Origin of the sequence: Photobacterium sagamiensis (assembly GCF_050337085.1) — a bacterium.
GTDB lineage: Bacteria > Pseudomonadota > Gammaproteobacteria > Enterobacterales > Vibrionaceae > Photobacterium > Photobacterium sagamiensis.
In genome coordinates this window covers 153,579-179,104 of sequence record NZ_JAKJSP010000012.1, presented here as the reverse complement: position 1 = coordinate 179,104, position 25,526 = coordinate 153,579, and the positions used below count along the sequence as shown (strand labels likewise).

The 25,526-nt window shown below is 45.9% G+C and carries 21 protein-coding genes; 8 read left to right on the top strand and 13 right to left on the bottom strand.

The features are described 5' to 3' along the window. The first annotated feature begins 117 nt into the window (after positions 1-117). From L4D76_RS03125 to L4D76_RS03115, 3 genes are all read left to right on the top strand, one after another. Complete coding sequence (locus L4D76_RS03125; protein ID WP_428439473.1) at positions 118-1,800, top strand: aspartate:alanine antiporter; 1,683 nt, start codon at positions 118-120, stop codon at positions 1,798-1,800. A 149-nt stretch (positions 1,801-1,949) separates the two neighbouring features. Further along, positions 1,950-2,624, top strand: a complete 675-nt coding sequence (locus tag L4D76_RS03120; RefSeq protein WP_428439472.1) for a response regulator — start codon at positions 1,950-1,952, stop codon at positions 2,622-2,624. After that, positions 2,621-3,964: an ATP-binding protein gene (locus tag L4D76_RS03115; protein WP_428439471.1), complete on the top strand. Its 1,344-nt coding sequence runs from the start codon at positions 2,621-2,623 to the stop codon at positions 3,962-3,964. Before L4D76_RS03120 ends, L4D76_RS03115 begins: the two co-directional genes overlap by 4 nt. 130 nt (positions 3,965-4,094) lie before the next feature. Here the strand turns inward: L4D76_RS03115 and fabV are convergent, their stop codons facing one another. The 6 genes from fabV to L4D76_RS03085 all read right to left on the bottom strand — a co-directional run bounded on the left by fabV (position 4,095) and on the right by L4D76_RS03085 (position 12,510). Beyond that, positions 4,095-5,297 carry an enoyl-ACP reductase FabV gene (fabV, locus tag L4D76_RS03110; RefSeq protein ID WP_428439470.1) on the bottom strand — a complete coding sequence of 401 codons (1,203 nt, stop codon included), beginning with the start codon at positions 5,295-5,297 and terminating at the stop codon, positions 4,095-4,097. A gap of 273 nt (positions 5,298-5,570) precedes the next feature. Next, on the bottom strand, positions 5,571-7,847 hold the full coding sequence (locus L4D76_RS03105; RefSeq protein ID WP_428439469.1) for an acyl-CoA dehydrogenase: 2,277 nt from the start codon (positions 7,845-7,847) through the stop codon (positions 5,571-5,573). Positions 7,848-7,910: 63 nt separating this feature from the next. Continuing rightward, complete coding sequence (psrA, locus tag L4D76_RS03100) at positions 7,911-8,585, bottom strand: TetR family transcriptional repressor PsrA (RefSeq protein ID WP_428439468.1); 675 nt, start codon at positions 8,583-8,585, stop codon at positions 7,911-7,913. 523 nt (positions 8,586-9,108) lie between these two features. Continuing rightward, positions 9,109-10,233: a M20 family metallopeptidase gene (locus L4D76_RS03095; protein WP_428439467.1), complete on the bottom strand. Its 1,125-nt coding sequence runs from the start codon at positions 10,231-10,233 to the stop codon at positions 9,109-9,111. Positions 10,234-10,891: 658 nt separating this feature from the next. Then, positions 10,892-11,071 (bottom strand): hypothetical protein, encoded by a 180-nt coding sequence (locus L4D76_RS03090; protein WP_428439466.1) that lies wholly within the window; start codon positions 11,069-11,071, stop codon positions 10,892-10,894. Positions 11,072-11,598: 527 nt separating this feature from the next. Further along, a complete protein-coding gene (locus L4D76_RS03085) occupies positions 11,599-12,510 on the bottom strand; it encodes an SDR family oxidoreductase (RefSeq protein ID WP_428439465.1) in 912 nt (303 codons plus the stop codon). Between the two features lie 347 nt (positions 12,511-12,857). On the opposite strand from L4D76_RS03085, the gene L4D76_RS03080 reads away from it, so the two are divergent. Together L4D76_RS03080 and pyk are read left to right on the top strand one after the other, a co-directional pair. Continuing rightward, complete coding sequence (locus tag L4D76_RS03080) at positions 12,858-13,712, top strand: MurR/RpiR family transcriptional regulator (RefSeq protein ID WP_428439464.1); 855 nt, start codon at positions 12,858-12,860, stop codon at positions 13,710-13,712. Between the two features lie 365 nt (positions 13,713-14,077). Continuing rightward, on the top strand, positions 14,078-15,523 hold the full coding sequence (pyk, locus tag L4D76_RS03075; RefSeq protein ID WP_428439463.1) for a pyruvate kinase: 1,446 nt from the start codon (positions 14,078-14,080) through the stop codon (positions 15,521-15,523). A gap of 65 nt (positions 15,524-15,588) precedes the next feature. Here pyk and rimJ read toward each other — a convergent pair whose 3' ends face one another. After that, entirely contained in the window at positions 15,589-16,173 is a 585-nt protein-coding gene (gene rimJ, locus L4D76_RS03070; RefSeq protein WP_428439462.1) for a ribosomal protein S5-alanine N-acetyltransferase, read from the bottom strand. 21 nt (positions 16,174-16,194) lie between these two features. On the opposite strand from rimJ, the gene L4D76_RS03065 reads away from it, so the two are divergent. Beyond that, complete coding sequence (locus L4D76_RS03065) at positions 16,195-16,680, top strand: methylated-DNA--[protein]-cysteine S-methyltransferase (RefSeq protein WP_428439570.1); 486 nt, start codon at positions 16,195-16,197, stop codon at positions 16,678-16,680. 20 nt (positions 16,681-16,700) lie between these two features. Here L4D76_RS03065 and tyrR read toward each other — a convergent pair whose 3' ends face one another. The 6 genes from tyrR to pspA form a co-directional block, all read right to left on the bottom strand. Further along, a complete protein-coding gene (gene tyrR, locus L4D76_RS03060; protein ID WP_428439461.1) occupies positions 16,701-18,236 on the bottom strand; it encodes a transcriptional regulator TyrR in 1,536 nt (511 codons plus the stop codon). 310 nt (positions 18,237-18,546) lie between these two features. Next, positions 18,547-19,626 (bottom strand): YcjF family protein, encoded by a 1,080-nt coding sequence (locus L4D76_RS03055; protein ID WP_428439460.1) that lies wholly within the window; start codon positions 19,624-19,626, stop codon positions 18,547-18,549. Next, positions 19,623-21,020 carry a YcjX family GTP-binding protein gene (locus tag L4D76_RS03050; RefSeq protein ID WP_428439459.1) on the bottom strand — a complete coding sequence of 466 codons (1,398 nt, stop codon included), beginning with the start codon at positions 21,018-21,020 and terminating at the stop codon, positions 19,623-19,625. The genes L4D76_RS03055 and L4D76_RS03050 overlap by 4 nt, the downstream gene beginning before the upstream one ends. 193 nt (positions 21,021-21,213) lie before the next feature. Further along, positions 21,214-21,600 carry an envelope stress response membrane protein PspC gene (pspC, locus tag L4D76_RS03045; protein ID WP_428439458.1) on the bottom strand — a complete coding sequence of 129 codons (387 nt, stop codon included), beginning with the start codon at positions 21,598-21,600 and terminating at the stop codon, positions 21,214-21,216. After that, on the bottom strand, positions 21,597-21,827 hold the full coding sequence (gene pspB / locus L4D76_RS03040; protein ID WP_428439457.1) for an envelope stress response membrane protein PspB: 231 nt from the start codon (positions 21,825-21,827) through the stop codon (positions 21,597-21,599). The genes pspC and pspB overlap by 4 nt, the downstream gene beginning before the upstream one ends. A 76-nt stretch (positions 21,828-21,903) precedes the next feature. After that, complete coding sequence (gene pspA, locus L4D76_RS03035) at positions 21,904-22,569, bottom strand: phage shock protein PspA (RefSeq protein ID WP_428439456.1); 666 nt, start codon at positions 22,567-22,569, stop codon at positions 21,904-21,906. Between the two features lie 198 nt (positions 22,570-22,767). Between pspA and pspF the strand changes: the two genes are divergently transcribed. Continuing rightward, entirely contained in the window at positions 22,768-23,787 is a 1,020-nt protein-coding gene (pspF, locus tag L4D76_RS03030) for a phage shock protein operon transcriptional activator (RefSeq protein WP_428439455.1), read from the top strand. 116 nt (positions 23,788-23,903) lie between these two features. Beyond that, positions 23,904-25,523: an ABC transporter substrate-binding protein SapA gene (sapA, locus tag L4D76_RS03025; protein ID WP_428439454.1), complete on the top strand. Its 1,620-nt coding sequence runs from the start codon at positions 23,904-23,906 to the stop codon at positions 25,521-25,523. Positions 25,524-25,526 lie beyond the last annotated feature (3 nt).

Genomic DNA, 25,526 nt, shown 5'->3' with positions numbered 1-25,526 from the left:
CCCTTTTTTTATGTGTTTTTTTTACATTGTTTTTACCTTTAATTGGTATAACAAACCTCTAAAATCCGCTAGAATTTCGGCACTTTTGTCACGCTCACCCTTCCCGGAAATAATGTTGTGAATATCAACGTAGCAGCCCTTCTTCATCAGAATGATATTCTGTTGCTTTTTGTCGTTCTTGCCGTCGGTCTTAGTCTTGGTAAAATTCGAATAGCCAACATGCAAATTGGTAATTCAATTGGGGTATTGCTCACTGCCCTATTGTTCGGAAATGCCGGATTTACCTTTAATACCGAAGCCCTTAACATTGGTTTCATGCTGTTCATTTTCTGCGTTGGTATCGAAGCAGGGCCGAACTTTTTTGGCATTTTCTTCCGCGACGGTAAACATTATTTATTACTTGTTTTAGTGGTGTTGCTTTCTGCCATCACGATCACCCTGACCATGGCTCATTACCTAAACCTCGATTTAGCTTTAGCCACCGGGTTAATGGCTGGCTCTCTGACGGCAACACCAGTATTGGTGGGTGCTAAAGATGCGCTTAATAGTGGCTTATCCGGGATCAATGATCCCAGTACCATTCAACAAATGGTTGATAGTCTGAGTGTCGGATATGCCATGTCTTACTTAGTTGGCTTGATTAGCTTGATCCTGCTTGCGAAGCTGATGCCGAAACTGCAGAAACAAGATCTGGCGGAATCTTCACAGCAAATCGCCCGCGAGCGTGGCATTGGTGAAATTGCCCAGCGCAAAGTCTATCTGCCCATTATTCGCGCTTACCGTGTTGGCCCAGAACTGATCAACTGGATTGATGGCAGAAACCTGCGCGAGCTGGGTATTTATCGCCAAACGGGTTGTTATATAGAACGTATTCGTCGTAACGGGATTTTAGCAAATCCTGATGGTGATGCGATCTTGCAGGAAGGCGATGAGATCGCACTGGTTGGCTATCCTGACAGCCATGCCCGACTGGATCCGAGCTTCCGCCATGGTAAAGAAGTTTTTGACCGCGACCTGCTCGATCTACGCATCGTAGAAGAAGAAATCGTGGTTAAAAACGATAGCATTGCAGGAAAGCGTTTATCCGATCTGAACCTGTCTGAATACGGGTGTTTCCTTAACCGAGTAGTTCGGGCGCAAATCGAAATGCCAATGGACCATAATATCCGACTCAATAAAGGGGATATCTTGCAGGTCAGTGGCGAAAAAAGCCGTGTTTTAGGCTTAGCTGAACGCATCGGCTTTATCTCGATTCACAGTCAGATCGCCGATCTGTTGGCCTTTTGCTGTTTTTTCATTATTGGTCTACTGATCGGTACCATCACTATGGTCTTCGGCCATATTGCCTTTGGGCTCGGTAGCGCGGCAGGTCTGTTACTTGCGGGCATTACACTGGGCTTTTTACGAGCCAACCACCCTACTTTTGGTTATGTACCGCAAGGCGCATTGAATATGGCCAAAGATTTGGGTTTGATGGTCTTTATGGTCGGTATTGGATTAAGCGCCGGTTCTAATTTATTTGAATCCCTCGCCCAGATTGGTCCGACTGTCTTTGTGACCAGTATCATGGTCAGCGTCATCCCTGTGGTATTAGCCTATCTGTTCGGTGCCTATATCTTAAAAATGAACCGGGCTTTGCTTTTCGGTGCGATTATCGGTGCCCGCACCTGCGCCCCGGCAATGGATATGATTAACGAGCATGCCCGAAGCACAATTCCGGCCTTGGGATATGCCGGTACCTATGCGATTGCCAACGTGCTGTTAACCATAGCTGGTACTTTGTTCATAATCCTGAACTAGCCCTACTTTATCGACGCTGAACTATCAAAGATCCCTTTTGTTTTTGATCAGTCAGCGTCTATTCAGTCACATTGCCTACACTTATAGTCGCAAGCTTCCTCTCTATTAAGTATATTCAATAGATATATTTATCTTTGGTAATCAAAATTATGCGAATCCTAATTGTCGAAGATGATCAAATTCTGAGTCATCATCTCAAATCCCAACTCAGTGAATTGGGTCATCAAATTCAATGTGCAGGCACAGCCGAAGAAGGCTTGTTTTTTGCACAGAACTACCCTAATGATATCGCTATTGTCGACATCGGATTACCTGATCGCGATGGTATCAGTCTGATTAAAGACATGCGGAAAAAAGGATTACGACTACCCGTTCTGATCCTGACCGCTCGTTCAAACTGGCAAGATAAAGTGACCGGGCTTGAAGCCGGTGCTGACGACTACCTCGTCAAGCCGTTCCAGAAAGAAGAAATGGTAGCACGCCTGAGTGCCTTAGTTCGCCGCAGTGCCGGATTCGTGAAACCTGAAATGACTGCAGGTGATATCCGGGTCGACTTGTTAGCCAAGCAAGTCTACGTGGGTGAAACACTGCTTGAACTTACCGCCTTTGAATACGACTTGCTTGAATACCTGATGCGCCATAGCCGCCAGGTGGTCTCAAAACAGCGCTTGCTCGATGTACTTTATGAAGATCAGGAAGGCGATCCGAATACCATTGAGGTTATGATCAGCCGCTTGCGGAAAAAGTTCACCAAAACAGGCCAGGATAACCCTATTTCAACCATACGTGGGCAAGGCTACATTTTTGAGTTACAGGCTCTATGAGGCAAATCCTGCAACCCCGATTGCGTCGCCGGGTCTTAGTGGCCTCGGTGGCTATTATCGTCCTGATCACATCGGCCCTGGCTGGGGTCATTAATCAGCTGTACACCCAAAGCTATATGGCCGCTTATTCATCTGAACTGGTGGCGCAAATGCCAATGGTGGTCGCTCAGTTAAACCGTGCCGGGTTGATCAAAGATGTAGATAGGTGGATTAAATCTGTTGATCCATCTGATACCGACTATATGTCGGTCATGTGTGATTCTGACGACAATACGGTATGGCTTTCAGATGAAGCAAAGGAAGCAAATCTTTCGCAGATCTGCGATTATTTACCGGATGAAATTCCAACGCCTACTTTAGTAGAATCACCGAATAACACCAGCTATATTGCTTACAACCTGGGCCGGGAGCGTGAAGATGGCAGCATTTATCAACTGGTCGTTCTACGTTCAGGTGATGCATTTGAATCCTCACTGGCCCAATTGCACAAACGCACGACCTTTTATCTTGGTTTGTTTGTCTTGATTGCCATTGCCTTTCTGATTGCCGCATTCCACTGGAGCTTTCAGCCGCTGCGAAAACTGGCAACCCAGCTCGATGAAATGACAGATGCTAAACGAGAGCGATTAGATAGCGATTTCCCCATGGAGCTTCAGGATATTACTCTCGCTCTCAACGGTTTGATCCGGATCAGTAACGATCAGAAAGGGCGTTATCGTCATGCCATGGACGATCTGGCACATAGCCTTAAAACCCGTCTGGCGGCAACCAATGCGTTGCTGGATGATAAGGAAATCGCCCGCCATGAATTGAATCAGCGCGTGATGGAACAAATCAGCCAAATGGACGATCAGGTTCAGTACCAGCTAAAACGCGCGATGATGGGCCAACAAGGCCTGCAGAAAGATAAAACTGAACTCAAGCCTGCTATTGACAGTTTTGGCCGTATGCTGAGTAAGATTTATGGCGACAAGCAAGTACTATTGCGTTGTCAGTTTTCCCCATCACTGAAACTGCCGATTAACCGTGACGATTTAATGGAGTTACTCGGTAACTTATTAGAAAACGCCTATCGTTTCTGTATCAGCGAAGTGCGGGTTAACGTAACCGAGCAAGACGATCACTTCCTGATCCGTATTGAAGATGATGGGCCCGGGGTCAATCCAACAATGCGAGAAGCCATATTCCAGCGAGGCGTTCGCGCCGATCAGCTCAATCCGGGGCAAGGTATCGGCCTGTCGGTCTGCCATGAAATCGTTGAGAGTTACCAAGGCAAGATCCATGTCGAAACGGCCAAGATTGAAGGGGCGGCATTTGTTATCCGTTTACCGAAACATTAAGTTCAGGGACAAGTAGCGAGTGAAGAGTGGCGAGGCTCTAGAAACTAGGATCTAGACACTCGCACCTCAATTCTGCCCCATAAAAAAAACCGCCGTTTGGCGGTTTTTTACTTCTTCTTGGAAAATCCGGTTAGATGTTTTCCACATCAAACTCGACGAGCGGATTCACATCAGCTTCATAGTCAACAGACTCGAGACCAAAACCGAACAGTTTCATGAACTCATCTTTGTATTGCTGGTAATCCGCAACGTCAAACAAGTTTTCATTTGTTACGCTAGACCATAAGTCACGGCAGTGCTTCTGAATATCTTCACGCAGCTCCCAGTCATCCAGGCGCAGACGGTTGGTGTCATCAACTTCCGGTGCCGTGCCATCCGCTTTATAGAGGCGCTGAGTGAACATACGATGAATTTGTTCCATACAACCTTCGTGTACACCTTCTTCACGCATCTTCTTGAAGACCATCGCGATGTACAGTGGCATTACTGGGATAGCAGAGCTTGCCTGTGTTACCACACTCTTAAGTACAGCCACATTTGCTGAGCCGCCAGTAGCAGACAGTTTACTGTTCAACTCTGTTGCTGCACGGTCAAGGTCCATCTTCGCCTTACCCAGAGCACCATGCCAGTAGATTGGCCAGGTAATTTCTGTACCGATGTAACTGTAAGCAACGGTCTTACAATCGTCAGCCAGTACGCCAGCATCTGCCAGAGCATTGATCCAAAGCTCCCAGTCCTGGCCACCCATAACGGTAACGGTATCAGCAACTTCTTGCTCGGTTGCAGGCTCAATGCTTGTTTCAATCAATACATCTTTGTTGGTATCAACAGCTGTCGCAGTGTACGTTTCACCCATAGGTTTCAGGCATGAACGAACCACTTCGCCAGTTTCCGGCATTTTGCGAACCGGTGATGCTAATGAGTACACCACCATGTCAATCTGACCTAATTCTTCTTTGATCAGATCGATCGTTTTTTGTTTGGCTTCATGAGAGAAAGCATCACCGTTCAGGCTCTTCGCGTAAAGACCTTCTGCTTTCGCTAGTTTGTCAAACGCTGCTGAGTTATACCAACCTGCCGTACCTGGTTTTTTCTCCGTACTTGGTTTTTCGAAGAACACGCCAATCGTCGCCGCACCGCCGCCAAATGCCGCAGCAATGCGGGAAGACAAGCCGTAACCACTGGAAGAGCCGACAACCAGTACACGTTTCGGTGCGTTGGCGATTGGACCTTGTGCTTTAGTATAAGCAATTTGCTCTTTGACGTTCTCTTCACAGCCCACTGGGTGTGTTGTTGTACAAATAAATCCACGAATTCTAGGTTTGATGATCATTTTCAACTTCCCTTACATAATTGACTGTAGGATAAAAGGTTACCGACAAATTCGCATTATTTTTATGCGCGAAAACGCTAAATATAGCAGTGGTTGGAGGTGTTATTGACGATTTTGGCTAACTAATGGCAACTTTCTCTACGTTCTGCACAAGTGCTATTCAGATTATAGCCAGCAAAAAAAAAGTGCCACGCGTTTGCGTGGCACATGGGAGACACCAGGTTTATTATTCCATTGTAGAGTGCTCATTGTTCTATTAAAGAACAATGACTCTTAAGCAGCCTTCCCTGGTTGTAGACTGCTCTTTTTGAAATGATCAGCAGCAAAGTTATCCACTTGAATAGCTTGTTGCCTGAGCTGTTCAGCATTGTGCATTTTTTCGACATCCGCTTCTGTGACGATGCCCGCACTCAGCGCAAGCTGCAACTTTTCGGTTAAGGATGCTTTGCGTGGGATCTCACCGGCTTTTACTGCCTTTGCCAATTTTCGTTCAATGTCTTTGACATTATGCATCGCAATAAAAGCACGTTCCATAATGGCTACCGGATCCGATTCTTTCTCACCGACATAGCACAAGCCAGTCAAACGTTCACGGTGCGCCCCTGGTGTCATTAGCAGTTCTGCAATTTTAATGGTGACATCATCACTTGGCGCCTTGTAGCGAATACCTAGCGGGAACAGCAGAACGCGTAACATGCTGCCGACCCCTTTACGAGGGAAGTTATTCAGCACTTCATCAAATGCAACACCACACTGATGCAAACAGTGTTGCAACGCATAATGCACCATTGGTAAATCCTGCTGCTGACGACCTTCACCTTCAAAGCGCTTCAAGGTTGCCGATGCCAGGTACAAATGACTCAGAACATCACCCAGTCGGGCTGACACTAATTCGCGACGCTTCAGCTCACCACCCAGGCTTAGCATTGCAAAGTCAGCCGCTACCGCTAATGCACGGCTCATACGTGATAGATGACGGTAATAATCTGCCGTCTCGCCGCTGACTGGCGCTGAGTTAAAGCGTGAGCCAGTAAATGCATTGAGCATTGATTTCGCGACATTACCTGTCGCAAAGCGGATATGTTTAGACAGCAAGCCATCAAACTCTTTTGCCCCTTGCTCGGCATCGCTATTTGCAGCGGCTTCCATCTCTTTCAAGACAAAGGGGTGGCACCGGGTCGCACCCTGACCAAAGATCATCAGGTTACGAGTCAGAATGTTGGCGCCTTCTACGGTAATTGCCACCGGTATACCGAAATAGTGATGACCAAGATAATTCATTGGACCCAACTGAATCGCCCGGCCAGCATGAATATCCATTGAATCATTCAGTATCGTACGTGCCATTTCCGTCATGTGATATTTGGCAATCGCTGTCACAATTCCCGGCGTTTCCCCCATATCCAGTGAAGTCGTCGTGAGCGTCCGTGACGCTTCAAGCATGTAGGTATAACCCCCTATACGCCCCATCGCCTGGGCAACACCTTCAAAGTTACCGATCGACATGCCAAACTGCTTACGCACATACGCATAAGCACCTGTTGTACGTGCCGTCAGGTGGCCTATAGCGGCCCCTAATGCGGGTAATGATATACCTCGCCCTGCTGACAGACATTCCACCAGCATACGCCAGCCTCGACCCGCATATTCCTGGCCTCCAATAACCCACTCCATCGGAATGAATACATCTTGACCACGAGTCGGCCCATTCATGAAGGCCATATTCAGCGGATCGTGACGCTCACCGATTTCCACACCCTGGTGATCCGCCGGGATCAACGCACAGGTAATACCGATATCGGCTTTATCGCCCAGCAGTCCGTTGGGATCCTGCAATTTAAAGGCAAGGCCTAAAACCGTCGCAACAGGGGCCAGCGTGATATAACGCTTATCCCAGCTCAGCTTAATACCCAGCACTTCTTTACCTTGATACTCGCCGTAACAGACAACGCCCATATCGGGAATACCACCGGCATCAGAACCTGCTTCCGGACCTGTCAGTGCAAAACATGGGACTTCTTCACCATGAGCAAGACGAGGCAGCCAGTAATCTTTTTGCTCCTGGGTTCCGTAATGGGATAACAGCTCGCCCGGACCCAATGAGTTTGGCACCATCACCGAAACCGCAGCACTCAAGCTGCGTGTTGCAATACGAGTAACAATGGTTGAATTTGCCAATGCCGAGAAATTTAACCCGCCATATTTTTTGCTGATAATCAGAGAGAAGAATTTTTCTTTACGTAAATATTCCCAAACCTCAGGTGATAAGTCCTTATCTTCCTGAACAATCTGATGATCGTTCAGCATTTCAAGCAAGGTTTCGAGTTTGGTGTCGATAAATGTTTGCTCTTCATCCGTGAGCTTTGGTTTAGGGTAGTTCAGCAACGTATTCCAGTTCGGTGAACCGCTGAACAACTCGCCATCCCACCAGACACTCCCAGCCTCCATAGCTTCACGCTCGGTTTCTGATAGCGGCGGCAGCACTTTTTTAAACATCTTAAAAGCGGGATCACTGATGTAGCGTTTACGCAAGTTGGTTAAAGTGCTCATTTTTCAGGTCCTTTTGTTTCATTTATCGTTATTTTTTCATGTAGGTATACATTTCTTTTTATTTTATTCAGTACCGGTTGACGTTGCGCCAACAAGAGACAAGCCTTGCTCTATCGGAGCCGAAACACCGGCAGCCAGATAAGGCATCAGACGGTCAATTAAGTCTTCAGTTTCCACTTTTCGTGAGAAGTCATTTTCAGCGATTTCACAAAGCGCAGTACTCGAAGCCATAGTAAATACCGATGCCCCCAGGGTGAAATGCAATCGCCAGAATAGCGTTTCAGGGTCTAATGATGGGTTTGCGCGGCAAATCGCAGTGGTAAATAGCGTTAGTACATCATCGTAGCGGGTCATAGTGAACCAGCGAAGGTGGCCCTGAACGTCGGTATAGCCACGGCCAATCAATGACATAAAAATAGTCGCCCCCTGATGGCGGAAATTATTCAATGAAACCAAGGGATTTTTGAGACAACGAAAGACATCTTCCATCGTAATTTCATCTCGGGTTAACAGCGTCTCCAGTTCATTCTTCAATGCCGGCATGAACTGTTCCAGGTAGCGGCTTAACACGGCTCTCACCAGTGTTTTCTTATCACCATAATGGTAATTCACCGACGCGAGATTAACGCCAGCTTTACTGGTTATTGTCCTTAAAGACGTTTCCTTGAATCCGTGCTCAGCAAATAGCAGCTCTGCAGCATCCAAAATACGGCCCTTGGTTTCTCCTTTTCCCGCCATTTTCACTCACCTGTATTAAACACACGTTTAAACTTTACATCTCATTAATATTTTTAACAAGTGGTGAGTATTCAAACAGCGAAAATCCTACGCAATGGATCCCATATAACTGTTAGAATGTGATGATGATCGCTAATGTGGATCTGTAGAGGCAGGGAGAACGTTAGATGTGTATGTATAGGAATTATAATGGTTCAACCTGCCTTGCAATATTCCTACGGGAAATAATAAGAATAGAATCAATAGCTAACAGTTGCACCTTCAAGTCTTAAATGTATAACTGAAAATTGGGAAGGAAAAAACTGATAAATGTCACATTTTATGGGAACAAAAAACAGGTTAGCGGGTCTTATATTATGCCACTGCTTTTTCTTAGAAGATTTTCTTCAGAACCCGTCCCCTTATGGAGATGGGTTTTCTTTATTGGGTTTATACCAAATCCAATAATTGTCTGAAAAAGCCCCGCACTGCGAGGCTTAACAATCATGACTTCAAGGCTATGTCATAGCCCGGCAATCACTTCCTACAAACGCTTTAACACCTGTGCCAATAGCTGAATACGCGGTTCAATAGAATCAATGAGCAAATATTCTTTGTTACTGTGGAAACCCGCCCCCATTGGCCCGAAGCCATCAAGCGTCGGTGTGCCAATTGCAGCCGTAAAGTTACCATCTGAACCACCACCAGCATCTTCCCAGCCGTAAACAATATTTAGCTTGTCCGCTTCTTCGCTGACCAAACGGATCAGAGCTTCGGTGTCTGCGCTTGGCTGCATGGAAGGTTTAAACGTCGCGCGATTAACCGTTACACTCGCGCCCTTCTCAAAAGGAGCCTGAGCCATTTCGCGTAATCGACCATCAATCGTTTCTGCTTCATCAGTATTCCAGAACCGCAGATCAACAATGGCTTTGGCATAATCCGGCACCACATTCACCGCCATTCCACCTTCGATAACACCGACATTCATCGTTGTTCCGGTTTCAAGGTTAACCATGCCTTTAATTGCCAATGCCCATTGGCTCAGTTCATAAATAGCAGATACACCTTCACTCAAGGCAGATCCGGCATGAGAAGCGACGCCATGAAATTCAATTTCATACTTTGCGTTGCCTTTACGAGAACGAATTAAATTACCTGTCGGACGAGCGGCTTCGCACACCAATACCCGGCCGCTTTTTCGGGCAATCGTTTCCAGCCATTGGCGGGAATATATTGAACCGATTTCTTCATCACAATTTAATGCCACAACAATCGATAAACGTGCCAATTCATCCGATGTCAGAGCTTGCAGAGCATACCAAGCACTCAGGATCCCTGACTTCATATCTGTTGCACCCGGACCATAGACTTTATGTTCATCGAAAGTCATTGGGCGCTCTGCGACAGTACCAGCAGGGAACACAGTATCCATATGGCCACTGAGCATTACATCATAGAACTCGGCATCTGGCTTATTGGTGATTTCCAAACAAGGGCCCGCTTTCTCATCCAGCTGATGACGAATCACGGTAAAGCCAATTTGCTCAAACATCGGTGTAATAATGTCAGCGATTTGAGCAATTCCCTCAGGGGTATAACTACCGCAATCTACATTAACCAATTGTTCAAGCTGTTTCAGATACGTTTTCAGATCGAAATTCAGAGCCATTTTGCTCTCCTTTAATGCTTAAGAGGCCACGACTGACACGGTTAAAACATGAATGCGATGTGTCAGGCCACAAATATACCCAAGCTACTTCAAGATGCGAGACTCATCATTTAGGAGTGGTTGGGGTATACAGGCGAACAATGTGCCAGAGCCACATTCGTCGTACCCTGATTTAAATCATATCTAGCCGAAACAGCTTGGATCTTCATCGCAAAATCGCAGGAGTAATAACCTCGACATATCAACACCTTAAAAAAAACGGGCAAAAGTCGCACAATTTCTTTGAACTAACCCTAAAAAGACCAGTCATAACTAGTGACATTAAGATTAGAGACATATGTTTTTGTGAGCTGGCCGCCCTACAAAGCCTTCTCTTCTGTAATCGACAATGCCACTGCTGCTTAACTCCTTATTGTGTTAATAGAACTTTGGCTCGCTGACTATCAGCGAGCTTTTTTTTATCCATTTATAGTCCCTTCCGCCATTGTCTGGTAATGACAATTACCCCTTTTGCTCGTTATACGCAAACACCACAAAATGCGCGATTCAGAAGAATCCATTAAAAAACCACATAAATGTTGAACCAATACGGATATCCGAAGTCATAACTAGTGACATTAATATTAATGGAGATAGCAACCCACTCGGTTCATTTTCATTAATCAGAGATGCCACTGCTGCTACAAACTCCTAATTGTTTTATGGAACATTCCGCCCGCTGAATTTCAGCGGGATTTTTTTTATCTGAGCAACCTTTCTCACCCAGTTCACAGTAGCTAACCCATTGATTTTGAGTAACTGGGGCGCCCATGAAGAAAAAAAACTGTTTTTTTAACATTTCTTGGAACCTTCTTTGATCCCCAGAGTCATAACTAGTGACATTAATATTAATGGAGATAGCAACCCAGAGGGTTCATTTTCATTAATCAGAGATGCCACTGCTGCTAAACTCCTAATTGTTTGAATGAACATTCCTCCCGCTGTTTTTTTCAGCGGGATTTTTTTTGCCTCACCCCTCTTCAATCCACATCAACCATGCGTTTCTACTAACAGCAGCTCTTATTGGCGCTAATCAGATTTTTTAACAGACAGAGCTAAAGTGTTGATTTTGAGCAACTCAGCTATCCATTAAGAAATAATCCGCATTATTTGAAATTTATTGGAACCTTCTCAGATCCTCAGAGCCATAATTAGTGACATTGATATTAATGGCGATAACAACCTAGCGGTTTACTTTTCATTAATTTTAAATGCCACTACTGCTTAATTCCTTATTGTGTATGGAACATTCCTCCCGTTGATTTTCAGCGGGATTTTTTTTATCTGAAGTATAAGGGGAAGACAGATATCAGGCGACGCGCGCAATCAGTGGCAATCAATCTCAGGAGAATGGACCATCAGATCATCATGCTGCAGCATTATTCCCAACACTCTACAGCTGTTATCAGCGTTTATAATCTTGCCACCCATCGCAGAACCTGCTGTAAAAATGGGTTTAGACAAACCCGCTCTCGATGCCATCGCAGTATAATATTGCTTTCTCGTGGGATGCGACGTTGCAGCCAGGTGCAAAACTTTTAAGGCTGGCTGCTGGTGTATAATGCTACCAATAGCCTGGATACAGTCATCAAGGTGAACCAAGTTCACGGGCTCTTCGCCACCGGCCAGACCTTCTCTACCGGCTAGGAATTTAACCGGATGACGATCCGGGCCAATCAGCCCAGCCAGGCGCAGTACGACCAGGTCATCCCCCCAAGACTCCCGAAGTCGTTGTTCAATATTAAAATGCGCAAGCCCCGATTCCGTATCAGGTTGAGGAATGGATGTTTCCAGCACCTCCCCCGTCAAACCACCATAAACGGAAGTTGTACTGACAAAAATCACCCGCTGACAACTGGCTTTTTTTGCCGCATCAGAGAGCGATACGATAGCTTCCACATACTCATTACCTGACATCGTCTTCCGCCGGGGAGGGACATTTATCACCAGTACATCGGTTTGAAAGAATTTAGTTAATTCAGTTGATTTGTTTAAATCAGTTAATTTACTTAATTGACGTGCACTCTGGTGGTCTCGTTTATTTTTATCATCAAAGGCGTTTTCATCTACCGTATTAGCAAAAGGAATTGTTAACGCAATGCCATGAATTCCATATTGGAGAAGTCGGCTTGCAGAATCCGCCCGAGTTTTACTGCCGTAAACCTCTAGCCCTTTTGCAACCAGAAATTTGGCTAATGGCAAGCCTAACCAGCCACAACCGCAAATGCTCACTTTCATAAATATTCCTTACAGACCAAACGAAGCGCTATCCAACAGTAATACCAAGTGTGACAAACAGTATTAAACACATATATTTATTTCACCCCGTAAATTAATTCCTTGCAAGTGAAATTTTGCAACAGAAATAACACCAAATCGACCTTTAAAATAGCGAATATTTAAAAAAAAATTTCAGAACTGAAAGAAAAAATTCGATCCCGATCAAACTATAATAAAAATAGAAAGCATGATTCATAGAATTACTAGGAGCAAATCCATGAAAAGTAGTATAGTTTCAAAATAATTGGCTTCGTGAGAACGAAATGGCCTTTAATGAAATTCAGTAACGAAGCGCGGTAATCTCCATGAATACCCTAGAAAAGATTCAAAAAAATTTAGACAACTTCAGTAAGTCTGAACGTAAAGTTGCAGAAGTGATCATCGCATCACCGCAAACGGCTATTCACTCGAGCATCGCGACTCTGGCTAAAATGGCCGATGTCAGTGAGCCGACAGTTAACCGTTTTTGTCGTCGTCTTGATACGAAGGGCTTCCCTGATTTTAAACTTCACTTAGCACAAAGTCTTGCCAATGGTACGCCTTATGTGAACCGTAATGTCGAAGAAGATGATGGCCCAGACGCTTATACAGCAAAGATTTTCGAATCGACAATGGCTTGCCTCGATGTTGCAAAAAACAGCATAGACCCAATGCAAATCAACCGTTCCGTTGATTTGCTGACCCAAGCAAAGAAAATTTCTTTCTTTGGCCTGGGGGCATCCGCTTCCGTGGCTCATGATGCACAAAATAAATTCTTCCGTTTCAATATCCCTATTGTTTGTTTTGATGACATCGTAATGCAACGTATGAGCGTCATTAACTGCAGCGATGGTGACGTTGTCGTGATGATTTCTCACACAGGCCGCACTAAGAGCCTGGTTGAAATTGCTCATATGGCCCGTGAAAACGGCGCAACGGTTATCGGTATTACTGCAAAAGACTCTCCACTCGATCGTGAGTGTTCTCTGTCTATTTGCTTAGATGTACCGGAAGACACCGATATTTATATGCCGATGGCAAGCCGAGTTGTACAAATGACTGTCATTGATGTGCTGGCAACAGGCTTCACTTTACGTCGCGGTGCCGGGTTTAGAGAAAACCTGAAACGCGTGAAAGAATCTTTAAAAGACTCACGTTTTTCAAAAGAGAATACTCTGTAATACGGACTCTATAAAGTGGCTAAAAAAGCATGAATGATTATTCGTGCTTTTTTATGCCGCCAACACTGCATCCCTCAAAATATCTGCCACTCCCCATTTATACCCAAACCACTTCTATACCGCGGCTACACTTAAGCAAACGCTTAACGTGTTAACAGCATCCTTTATCGGCAGTTGTGAATACAATAGCGATTTTATTCATCACTTTTTCACGAAACAAATGTGTTTTTGTTTCAGTTTGTTGATAAAGAACAGCTGTTAGTGCCCTGTTTATGTAGTAATATTTCAATCACATTCAGCGGCAAGTCAATTTTTGTGATCTCACCCACTGAAATTGTCAGATTAAATAATAGATGGAGTTTCCAATGTCAGAAAGACTTAGACGTACAAAGATCGTAACGACCCTTGGTCCTGCTACCGACCGCGATAACAACCTTGAAAAAATTATCGCTGCAGGTGCAAACGTTGTTCGAATGAATTTCTCTCATGGTAGCCCTGAAGACCACATTCAGCGCACAAAAACGGTACGTGAAATCGCGGCTAAACTCGGTAAACACGTTGCAATTCTTGGCGATTTGCAAGGTCCTAAAATCCGCGTTTCAACGTTTAAAGACGGTAAAATCCAGCTAGCTATCGGTGACAAATTCACTCTAGATAGTGATCTGCCTAAAGGTGAAGGCGATCAAAATTCTGTTGGTCTTGATTATAAAGAACTGCCAAAAGACGTTATTACCGGCGATATTCTTCTTCTTGATGATGGCCGTGTACAGTTGAAAGTTATTGCTGTAGAAGGCAATAAAGTTCACACCGAAGTGACGGTGCCTGGCCCGCTTTCTAATAACAAAGGTATCAACAAAAAAGGTGGTGGCCTGTCAGCAGAAGCACTGACAGATAAAGATAAAGCCGACATTCTTACTGCTGCGAAAATGGGTGTTGACTACCTGGCCGTCTCTTTCCCTCGCAACGGCGAAGACATGAAATATGCCCGCCGTCTGGCAACCGATGCTGGCCTGGAAGCTAAACTGGTTTCAAAGGTTGAACGTGCGGAAGCCGTTGCAACCACCGAAGCGATGGATGATATCATCATGGCATCCGACGCAGTTATGGTTGCTCGTGGTGATTTGGGTGTAGAAATTGGTGACCCTGAGTTAGTTGGCGTTCAGAAGAAACTGATCCGTCGTGCACGTAGCTTGAACCGCACTGTGATCACGGCGACTCAGATGATGGAGTCAATGATCACCAGTCCAATGCCAACACGTGCAGAAGTCATGGACGTGGCCAACGCCGTACTTGATGGTACTGATGCAGTAATGCTTTCTGCTGAAACGGCTGCGGGCGACTTCCCGGTTGAAACCGTAGAGGCAATGTCTAGCGTATGTATTGGTGCTGAAAAAGAGCCGAGCATCAACGTTTCTAACCACCGCCTGTCTCGTACTTTCGCCTCTCCGGAAGAAACCCTTGCAATGTCGACCATGTATGCTGCTAACCACATGGAAGGCGTTAAAGCGATGATCACGATGACAGAGTCTGGCCGTACGCCGCTAATGATGTCACGTATTTCTTCTGGTTTGCCTGTCTTTGCAATGTCTCGCAATGAAAAGACCCTAAACCGTGCGGCACTATACCGTGGTGTAACACCGATCTACTTTGATCGTGATAGCGATGCAGGCCTTGACGCCGCTAAGCACGCAATCGCCGTATTGAAAGACAAATGTTACTTAGTGAAAGGTGATCTGGTCATCGTCACTCAAGGTGATGTGATGGACACTGTTGGTTCAACGAACAACATGCGCATTCTGACAGTAGAATAAATTCCTAGGTACTCGGTACAGCCTAAAGAGGCTCGCTATTACAGCAAGCCTCTTTTTTATTCCGATTATTTGTTTGGCGGTGTCCAGTCCGGGTTCGTCTTTGCGGTCAGTACGTGATCTTCCCATTGGCCATTTATCAACAGATAGTCTTTGGCCAGACCTTCTTTTTCAAACCCTAGCTCAGACAACACCTTGCCGCTTTTATCATTTCTCGGCATGTAGCCCGCCATAATGCGATGGAAATGTCTCTCTTCAAACATCCATTGCACTACGGCATTCAATGAACGGCGCATAATACCTTCGCCCTGATATTCGTCACCCAGCGAGTAACCAACATGGCATGCATAGAAAGGATGCTTGATCAAATTACTAAAATTAATCACACCACAAATGTCGTCAGAACCTTGCTTTACGATCACAAAATAATAAGCTAAATGATGCTTTTGCAGCTCCGATAATTGGATCAGCCTTTTTTCCCACCCTTGTACCGAAAAGAAACCTTCTTCACGCAGCGGTTCCCAAGGCTGGAGAAATTCACGATTTTTTTGGTAATAAGCTGAAATGCGTTGTGCATCTTTGGTACCAATCAAACGAATTTTAAGTTCATCAACCACTAATGTTGAAGAGCGGTTTATAATAGTATTAAACAAATTAGTCCCTTATAACATATGATGTACTACGACTGTCTAGATACCGTATTAGGAAAAATCTATCTGCTTGCTGATGACAAGGGGCTACGACAATTGACTGTTGGCAGCGCCGGTTTTTGCCCCGACGGCAGTTGGGAACGCAATCCCGATGCAATGAAACCCTATATTAGCCAGCTAAAAGAGTACCTTGATGGCAAGCGGCGCACCTTCACTCTTCCGCTAGCGCCACAAGGTACCGCCTTTCAACAACAAGTTTGGCACTCTCTCACTGAGATACCATTCGGTCAAACCTGCAATTACCAACAAATAGCAACAAAAATTGGTAAGCCACTGGCTGGTCAAGCGATTGGAATGGCAAAGAATGTCAATCCCATCCCGATAATCATTCCCTGCCACCGTGTTCGCAATGGCAGTAACAGCTTATGTGGCTACCGGTACGGGCGCGAAATGGTGTCTCAACTATTAGCGCTGGAGTCAGGCCAACTCTCGTTATTGAACAAATCTTAACCTGAAATTGTTAGCTTAGGCTATCGCTTTGTCAGACTGTACTCACGCAGCTTATTGGCCACTGCGGTATGAGACACACCCAGGCGTTTTGCCAGCTTACGGGTTGATGGGTAGCTGCGATAAAGGTTCGCCAGGATCCCCGACTCATAGCGCTTCATTATTTCATCAAGTGAGCCATCTAACGTCTCATCGCTGATAATACTGGTCGACTCATTTTCGGGTAATTGCACATCGTCTACCGTTATTTCGGGCCCCTCTACCTGAGTCATCGCCCGAAATAATACATTGCGAAGCTGCCGGATGTTACCAGGCCACGCATACTGACTGAGGTATTGCGCCAGTTGTTCAGAAATCTGCGGCTTTGGCTGTTGTAACTCTTGTGCAAACTGGGCCAAAAACAGTTCTGCCAACGGAACAATATCTGCGGTGCGCTCTCGCAACGACGGTACAACCAACGCTAATACATTCAATCGATAATAAAGATCTTCCCGAAACTCACCGGCAGCAACTAAGTCTGGCAGTTTTTTCTGGGTTGAACAAATCACCCGAACATCGACTTTAATCTCTTCTTCTTCACCGACCCGGCGGAATGTGCCGTCTTGCAAAAAACGTAGTAGCTTAATTTGCAGGTGAGGCGACATTTCACCGATCTCATACAAGAAAACAGTGCCACCAGCTGCTTGCTCAAAAATACCTTTCTTACCTGGCTCATGGTGATCACCCGCAAAACCGAACAACTCGGTTTCCGCGGCATTATCAGGCATAGATACACAGTTAACGACGAGGAAAGGCTGTTCTCGCCGTATAGAACGCTGGTGACAAGCGCGTGCCAGCATCTCTTTCCCGGTCCCTGTTTCACCCTGGATCAGTAAAGGAGCATCCAGCAAAGCCAGCTTTTTAGCTTGAGCAAGCAAATGCTTGAAGCGGGAAGATTGCCCGACTAAATGCTCAAAACCGTTATCTCCACTGATTTTGCGCATTGCGATCGGCATTTTTGCCTCAGACAGAGATTTAAGCAGGATCACGGCACTGGCTAATACCGGCTCTTCACTCTCATCAGCCACATATACAGGCATGACTTCCATCAGATAATCAAGGCCTGAAATTACCACCATTTCGCTACGCTTTTTAGCATTCTCTTTTTCCAACCAGCGACTATAGTTGAAACCCAGGATCACCTGGATGCTTTCCCCTAACAAATCATGGCTGGATTTCCCCATCAGGTGTTCAGCCGCTTCGTTGGCAAGGTCAACCTTTCCGCTGAGGTTGATTGAGAAAAAAGGATCCGGCAGCGTCTGCAAAAGTGCTTTTAGTTCTTTATGTTCCCGCTCACTTGGCATGAACTGAATTTTACGAACATCGGTTACACCATCTAACTGACGAATTTGCGACATGAGCTGACTAAATTGTTCAAACTCAATTTCTGGACAATTGAGATAAATGATCCCGATGCGGTCAATCTCAATCCCCCTAAGGTTAATCTCCTGGCTGGTTAATATATCCAGCAGTTCTCGGGTTATTCCAAGCCGGTCTTCGCAATTGACTTGTAACCTCATATCGTGCGCCTTCTCGTTTCAACGTTCAGTTTATGCTCAACAGCTGACATACTCTGGGTGGATCAGATAATTATACTGTTTGGTCTGTTAATGTGTCAGGAATAGTTGACACTATTAAAGTGTGCGACGAAGCTGAATGTGAGTCAAGTCACTGATGTTACATGATGAGAGATGGAACAATCATGAGCTGTACGTATGACCGTTCTCTGAGCAATGCGAAGCAGAGATAATCGGTTTATTCCAACCACGTCAAGACGCTCCGTTCCTCGAATAGTGAAGGTATATAAAAGCGGATTAACCCGGTACAGTGTTATTCACTGCGACCGGGTGGTTTATCACCTTTTCGCGTCAGTTGCGCCAGCAAATCACGGCGAATTTCACCCAGCCTTGGTTGCTGCTCTGGCTGCCAGGGTAATGGGCGCATTAAACTCATCGCTTTCAGGCCTAATCGTCCGGTAAGTAAACCCACACCAACCCCTTGTGCAACCCGTGTTGACATTCGTCCGGCCAAATCAATAGAGAGCATGTCCATTCCAGTATCTGCAATCACTTCTGTTGCCCCGGCAAAGGCCATATTTGCCAGTACTAGTTTCACCAGTTTGATACGTGACCAATAGCCCAGTTCGACACCATAAACGGCTGAGATTTGCTCAATTAATTTAAAATTACGCCATGCCACCAGCAATATATCTGCTAGCGCTAACGGGCTAAGCGCAACCATGACAGCGGCTTCACTTGAATATTTCGCCACTAAACGTCGCGCTAACTTATCCTGATGACAAAGTACCAGCTGATCATAGAGCTCCAGTACTTCACGATCATTGTGAGTCGCCGCGAGTGCCTGTAGCCAGCTATCATAGCCGACATGTTCATCCCTGATGTCGCTTTGTTTTGCCAATTTCATGCAAAACGCTTTGCCCTGACCGATACCATCGGCCTCTAATAATGCCTGAGCCTGATCTCGCTCTGTTTGTCGTTGTTTAAGTCGCCGTAACTTCAACAACTCCCGCCCTAATGCGGTAATACCGGTCGCAGCTACTGCCGCGACAATACCACTCCAGCCCAACGCTAACCAGTCACTGCCTTGATACGCTGATAGAACATAATCAACGGTTTGCCAACCCGTCATTGCTGCCCCTGCGATTAACACGCCTTTCAGCCAGCCAGTGCCGCGCTTAGGTTTACTGGCAAGGGTTTGCGAAAGCTGCTCTTCAACATCATGATCAACTTTAACGTCGGGTAAAAATCCATTTTCTTCGGCAAACTGCATCTGACTTGTGAGTTCGCTTTCTGGATTATTACGCTCGTTCTCTGGCTGAGTAAATTGACTTGCCTGGGACGCCTGCTCGGATTCATCAAATAAGATTTTGGTTTTATAGGATTCACTCATTTCAATTTATCTCCAAGCAGATACTCTAAGGCTTTATCCATTCTGATATGGGGCAGTGGTTCGTCACTCTGCAGTGGTAGCGGCCGAAAATTCACAAAATCGAAGCCATTGTTTTGCCAGAAACTCTCGTTTGGCAAACGTCGTGGCACCTCACCCGGAAACAGGGTTTGCACCTGATCATTTAGTGTATGCCCCCGTAAGGCGGGCATTTGCTCACCTTTATAAGCGACAAATCCCGGCTCAGTTGCCTGAATTGATGAAAGACTGACACAATCCATCTTAATCCCCTCAAATGAAGCCGTATGCCAGGCTTCATTGACTAATTGCTGTAACAGACTCACCAGATTGGGATGCTGCTCTGCGGTCACATGATCAGCTTTGGTCGCCGCAAATAACACTTTATCAATGCGTGGTGAAAACAAACGGCGTAATAACGAACTGCGACCGTATTTAAAGCTCTGCATCAGCTGATCAAGCGCCTGTCGCATATCGTTAAACGATTCAGGGCCGCCATTGAGCGGTTGCAGACAATCCACCAGTATGATCTGTCGATCGAATGTAGAGAAATGATCACGATAGAAGGCTTTCACTACGTGTTGCTGATAATACTTATAGCGGTCTTGCAACATCGCAAGGTTACTGTGTTCATCAGCCTGTTGCAGCTGTGCATCCGTGTATTTACCAGCCCAGACAAACGGGAAAAACTGTAGCACCGGTGCCCCGGCAAGCTCGCCAGGCAGAACAAACCGACCCGGCTGAACCCAATGCAAGCCTCCTTCGGCTTTGCACTTGAACAGATAATCAGTGAATGATGCCGAGAGACGCTCGATCAAGGCTTCATCGGCCGGGGCGAACGGATCAAACGCCTCCCCCTCCGCCATCCAATCTTGAGCCAGCGTCTGGCGTTTTCCCTTCAGTAACTGTGCTTGCTGACGAGACCAACTGAGGAAATCCAGGTTCAGCAAGGGTAAATCCAATAACCACTCCCCCGGATAATCAACAATATCTAGATATAAGGTTGCCGTTTCCTGCAGCAACTTCATCGGCCCTTTTTGCGGCTTATACCTGAGAGCCAAGCGGGTCTGACTAACATCACGAGTAGGCTCTGGCCAGCTCGGGGGGGAAGAGAGTAAAGCATTCATGCCTTCATCATAGGCAAACTTCGGTACATGCATATCTAGCTGAGGAACACGCTTAGATCCCAACAAGTTACCATCACGAACAGCTGAGAAAAGAGGCAGGCGCGGGTTAGTACTTACATGCAGAAGCTGATTGATCAGAGAAGTAATAAACGCCGTTTTACCGGCTCGGGATAACCCTGTCACCGCCAGACGGACATGACGGTCTAAACTACGATTCACTAATTTGTTCAGCTCACTACTAATTCGATTCATACTCTTTCCTGCGTTATTCAACGACTGTTCTTAACTACTTTATAAACCATACCGCAACGAATATTAACGGGTGATGAATATCCGATTCAGTTCTTTATACCAAACTTAAGAGCAAACCAAAGACTAAAAAGCAGGCCGAGAGCCTGCTTCTATACTTCATCCTTGCTCGACCACCGTCGCTTTATCAAATGCACTAAAGGTTTTTAAATTCACGCGCCACTTTAAAAGCGGATGAAGTCACATACGCTTCCATCTTACGTACGTTTTTCTCCATGCTGTCCAACTCAGCTTCTACGCTCTCCAGCACTTGCTCTGGCGGTCTTCCTGCTTGCCACGGTTTTTGTTTAACATTATGTTCTTTGTAAATATTTTGCTGCTGATGACGCTCTTCTGGCATTTTATCAAGGATCATAAAAGCGGCGATATAAGCCAGCGTTATGAAAAAACCGCCCCCGAATAAAAAGGCTGATACTGTTAATATTCGCACCAGCCAAATTTCAACACCGAAATATTCGGCAAGCCCTGCACACACCCCTCCCAGTTTGCCGTTCTTCGGATCGCGATATAGGATTTTACTCATTGCTTTTGCCTCCATTGCGGCGCTTCAGCATCAAGAATACGTTCAAGTGTCACGATACGCTCTTGCATCTGTTCTGCACGGGAAACTAACGCCTGTAACTTTTCTTGATCTTCACCCGACAAACCTTCTCCCACATTCCGCTTACTGCGGTAGTGAAGAATCAGCCACAGCGGTGCAACGAATATTAAGAACACCACAATTGGACCAACAATAAAACCCATAGACATTTGTTCTCTCCTTTTCCGCGCAGAATCAGTCTGTTATTTACTGTGATTATTCTTGTAACAGTTTAACTCACAGCTATTATTCTTTATCTTTAATGTTCGCTTTCATACGAGCCAGTTCTTTCTCGATCTCGTCTTGAGCCTGAAGATTGGCAAACTCATCTTCTAAGTTTTTACCACGTCCCAGGTTGTAACTGTCGGCTTCTGCTTCCACTTCATCAATCCGGCGTTCGTATTGCTCGAATTTCGATAATGCTTCATCCACTTTACCGGTATCAAGCTGACGACGTACATCACGACGGTTACCTGCCGCTTTATGACGCATCACCAACGCTTGCTGACGCGCACGAGTTTCTTGCAACTTCGTTTCAAGCTCGGCAACTTCACCGCTTAGCTTATCAATGGTTGCTTCAACTAACTTATATTCTTCGTTTAAGGTGAGTGCGATATCACTGATTTTTTGCTTTTCAATCAAGGCAGCACGGGCCAGATCTTCACGGCCTTTTTGCAGTGCCAGGCTTGCTTTTTGCTGCCAGTCATCACTTTGTGCTTCGATGGCATTTATACGGCGTTGCAGTTCCTTCTTATCAGCCAACGCACGAGCTGATGTGGTACGTACTTCAACGAGAGTGTCTTCCATTTCCTGAATGATAAGACGGATCATCTTCTGCGGATCTTCAGCTTTATCAAGCAATGAGTTTACATTTGCATTTACAATGTCTGCAAAGCGAGAAAAAATACCCATAATCAAACTCCTTAGTTAAACCCGCCGCTGTTTAAGCTTCTGGCTGATTTTTTTGTTTACTAATTTAATAACACACCATAGATATATCAAGTACTGTGCCAGTTTATTGTTAACTAAAAATCATGCACTTAGCTTTACAGCTCAGTAAACTGGCTGTTATTGTGTGGGTATACACGCCAATATTTAGCGAGATTGACCATGCGTAAGGCAGATAATTTAATCGGTGAATCAGAAGCGTTTCTTTCTGTACTTGATCAGACCTCCCGGCTTGCTTCTTTAGATCGTCCTATTCTTATTCTTGGCGAAAGAGGGACGGGGAAAGAACTGATTGCACAACGTATTCACTATTTATCACGCCGTTGGGATCAACCGCTGATCACCTTAAATTGTGCAGCACTGAGCGAAGGGATCATCGACTCTGAGCTTTTTGGCCATGAAGCTGGCGCATTTACAGGCGCAAAAGGCCGTCATCAGGGGCGATTTGAACGAGCTGAAGACGGAACACTCTTTCTTGATGAACTGGCTACGGCGCCTCTTGGCGTGCAAGAAAAACTATTAAGAGTGATCGAATATGGCGAATATGAACGCGTGGGGGGCAGTAAGACCTGCCAGGCTAACGTCCGTTTAATTTGCGCAACCAACGCTGATTTACCGCAATTAGCCCGAGACGGTAAGTTCCGCGCCGACCTGCTTGACCGCTTGGCCTTTGATATTATTCACCTTCCGCCGTTACGTGAACGCCAGGAAGATATTCTCCCACTGGCTGAATATTATGCCGTACGTATGTGCCGAGAGTTAGGTTTTGGTTATTTCGCAGGCTTCTCACCGCAAGCCAGAGGTGAATTACTTCACTACCGCTGGCCCGGTAATATTCGGGAACTAAAGAACGTGGTCGAACGTTCGGTGTTTCGCCACAGTATTGAAGATGAACCGGTTAGAGAAATCATTGTTGATCCTTTTCATGCCCCCTGGCACACCAAGCCGACCAATAATGAACAGAGCGACACCGCGGTACCGGGTGGCTCAGCTACCGAGATCTGCTTTCCTGTCGATCTGCGCCAGTGGCAGCAAGATCAAGAGATCGGCATTATACGTAAAGCATTGGATCAAGCTAAATTTAATCAGCGAAATGCCGCTGAACTGTTGGGATTAAGCTACCATCAACTAAGGGGGTTACTGCGTAAATACCAATTAGTCGGTGGCGGTATTGATGATTAATACTAATTATTAGCAACAAAACGTTAGAAATAAACAGTTATTAAGGATGATTGCTTGGTGACAGTGATGGAAAATGTTAAATTTACTCACTTGTTTTCAATAAATTCCTTTTCAATATGAGTGCCTATTCTCGTCTGCTCCTTGCTTGTTTCAGCCTTTTCGGCCTATTGGGGTGCAGTGAACCTCAACAAGATAGCAATACTCGTAGCCGCGGCTTTGTCTATTGCGGGCAAGACACGCCGACGACGTTCAACCCACAATTAACTGATGGCGGGCTTACTGTCGATACCCTGGCGGCACAAATCTTCGACCGCCTGTTGCTGCTAGATCCCGTCAGCCACCAACCACTGCCAAGTCTCGCTCGCAGCTGGTCAGTCAGTAATGATGGGCTTGAGTATACTTTTGCTCTGCGTAAAGGGATTGAGTTTCAGTCTACAGACTGGTTTAAACCAAGCCGCCAGCTCAACGCACAAGACGTCATATTCAGTTTCAAGCGAGTTATTGAGCCCAACCACCCTTTTAACAAGGTGTCCGGAGGCCGTTATCCCTGGTTTGAAAGCCTCGATTTTGCTCATCTGATTAAAGATATTCAGGCACTGGATTCACACACCGTAAAATTCACTCTGATCCGGCCGGATAATTCCTTTTTGTCAAACCTTGCAACCAGCTATGCCGTCATTTATTCGCAGGAATATGGCCAGCAGCTGATCAAAGCCGGTCGGCTCAACCTACTGGATATGAAGCCGATTGGTACCGGACCTTTTTATCTTGACCAGTACACCCCGAATGACTTGATCCGCCTTAAGCGCCACTGGGGATACTGGCAAGGTGCAGCACCGATGGAGCAGGTGGTGTTTGATATTTCCTCTCGTGGCACTGGCACGTTGGCCAAACTGTTAAGCCTCGAGTGTGATGTTCTGTCTTCCCCCCTTGCCAGCCAGTTACCGGTTATCACCGATAACCCGGATTTTGAATTAATGGCTCAGACAGGTATGAATGTCGCTTTTCTTGCCATCAATAACGACAAGCCTGTACTGCAAGACTTAAGAATACGAAAAGCCATCAATTTGGCAATAAATCGAGAAAACCTGCTGAACTCGGTGTATTACGGTACCGGCACCAAAGCCAAAAGCCTGTTGCCTCCGTTGTCGTGGGCCTACAACCACAATAGCCAGTCACTGGATTTTTCACCGGAGCGAGCGGTAGCCCTATTGAACGAAGCGGGCTATGACAAGAGCCTGAAATTAACCATGAGGGTAGCGCTTGAGCCCCGCCCCTATAACCCCAGCCCGAGAAAGACGGCTGAGCTGATCCAGGCAGATCTCAATGCCGTCGGTATTCAGGTCAGCGTCTCGCATCAGGAAAGGCGTAATCGCATCAGTGTCGGTGACACGACCGGTTTCGATCTGATTTTAACGGGCTGGATTGCCGATAATGGTGATCCGGATAACTTCCTGCGTCCGCTGCTATCATGTAATGCCAAACAAGCGGGTTTAAACGTGGCTAATTGGTGTGACCTGAGATTTGATAATCTGCTTGAACTTGCCTTACGTACCACTAAAATCGATCAGCGTTTGAATTATTACCAACTTGCCCAGGATGTACTGGATGAACAAGTACCGATCATTCCACTAGCACACGGTGTGCACTTTCAGGTTCACCATAAATCCTTAGGTGGATTACAGATGAGTCCGTTTGGCACTCGCTCTTTCTCAAGTGTTTACCGAAGCGAGTAGAAC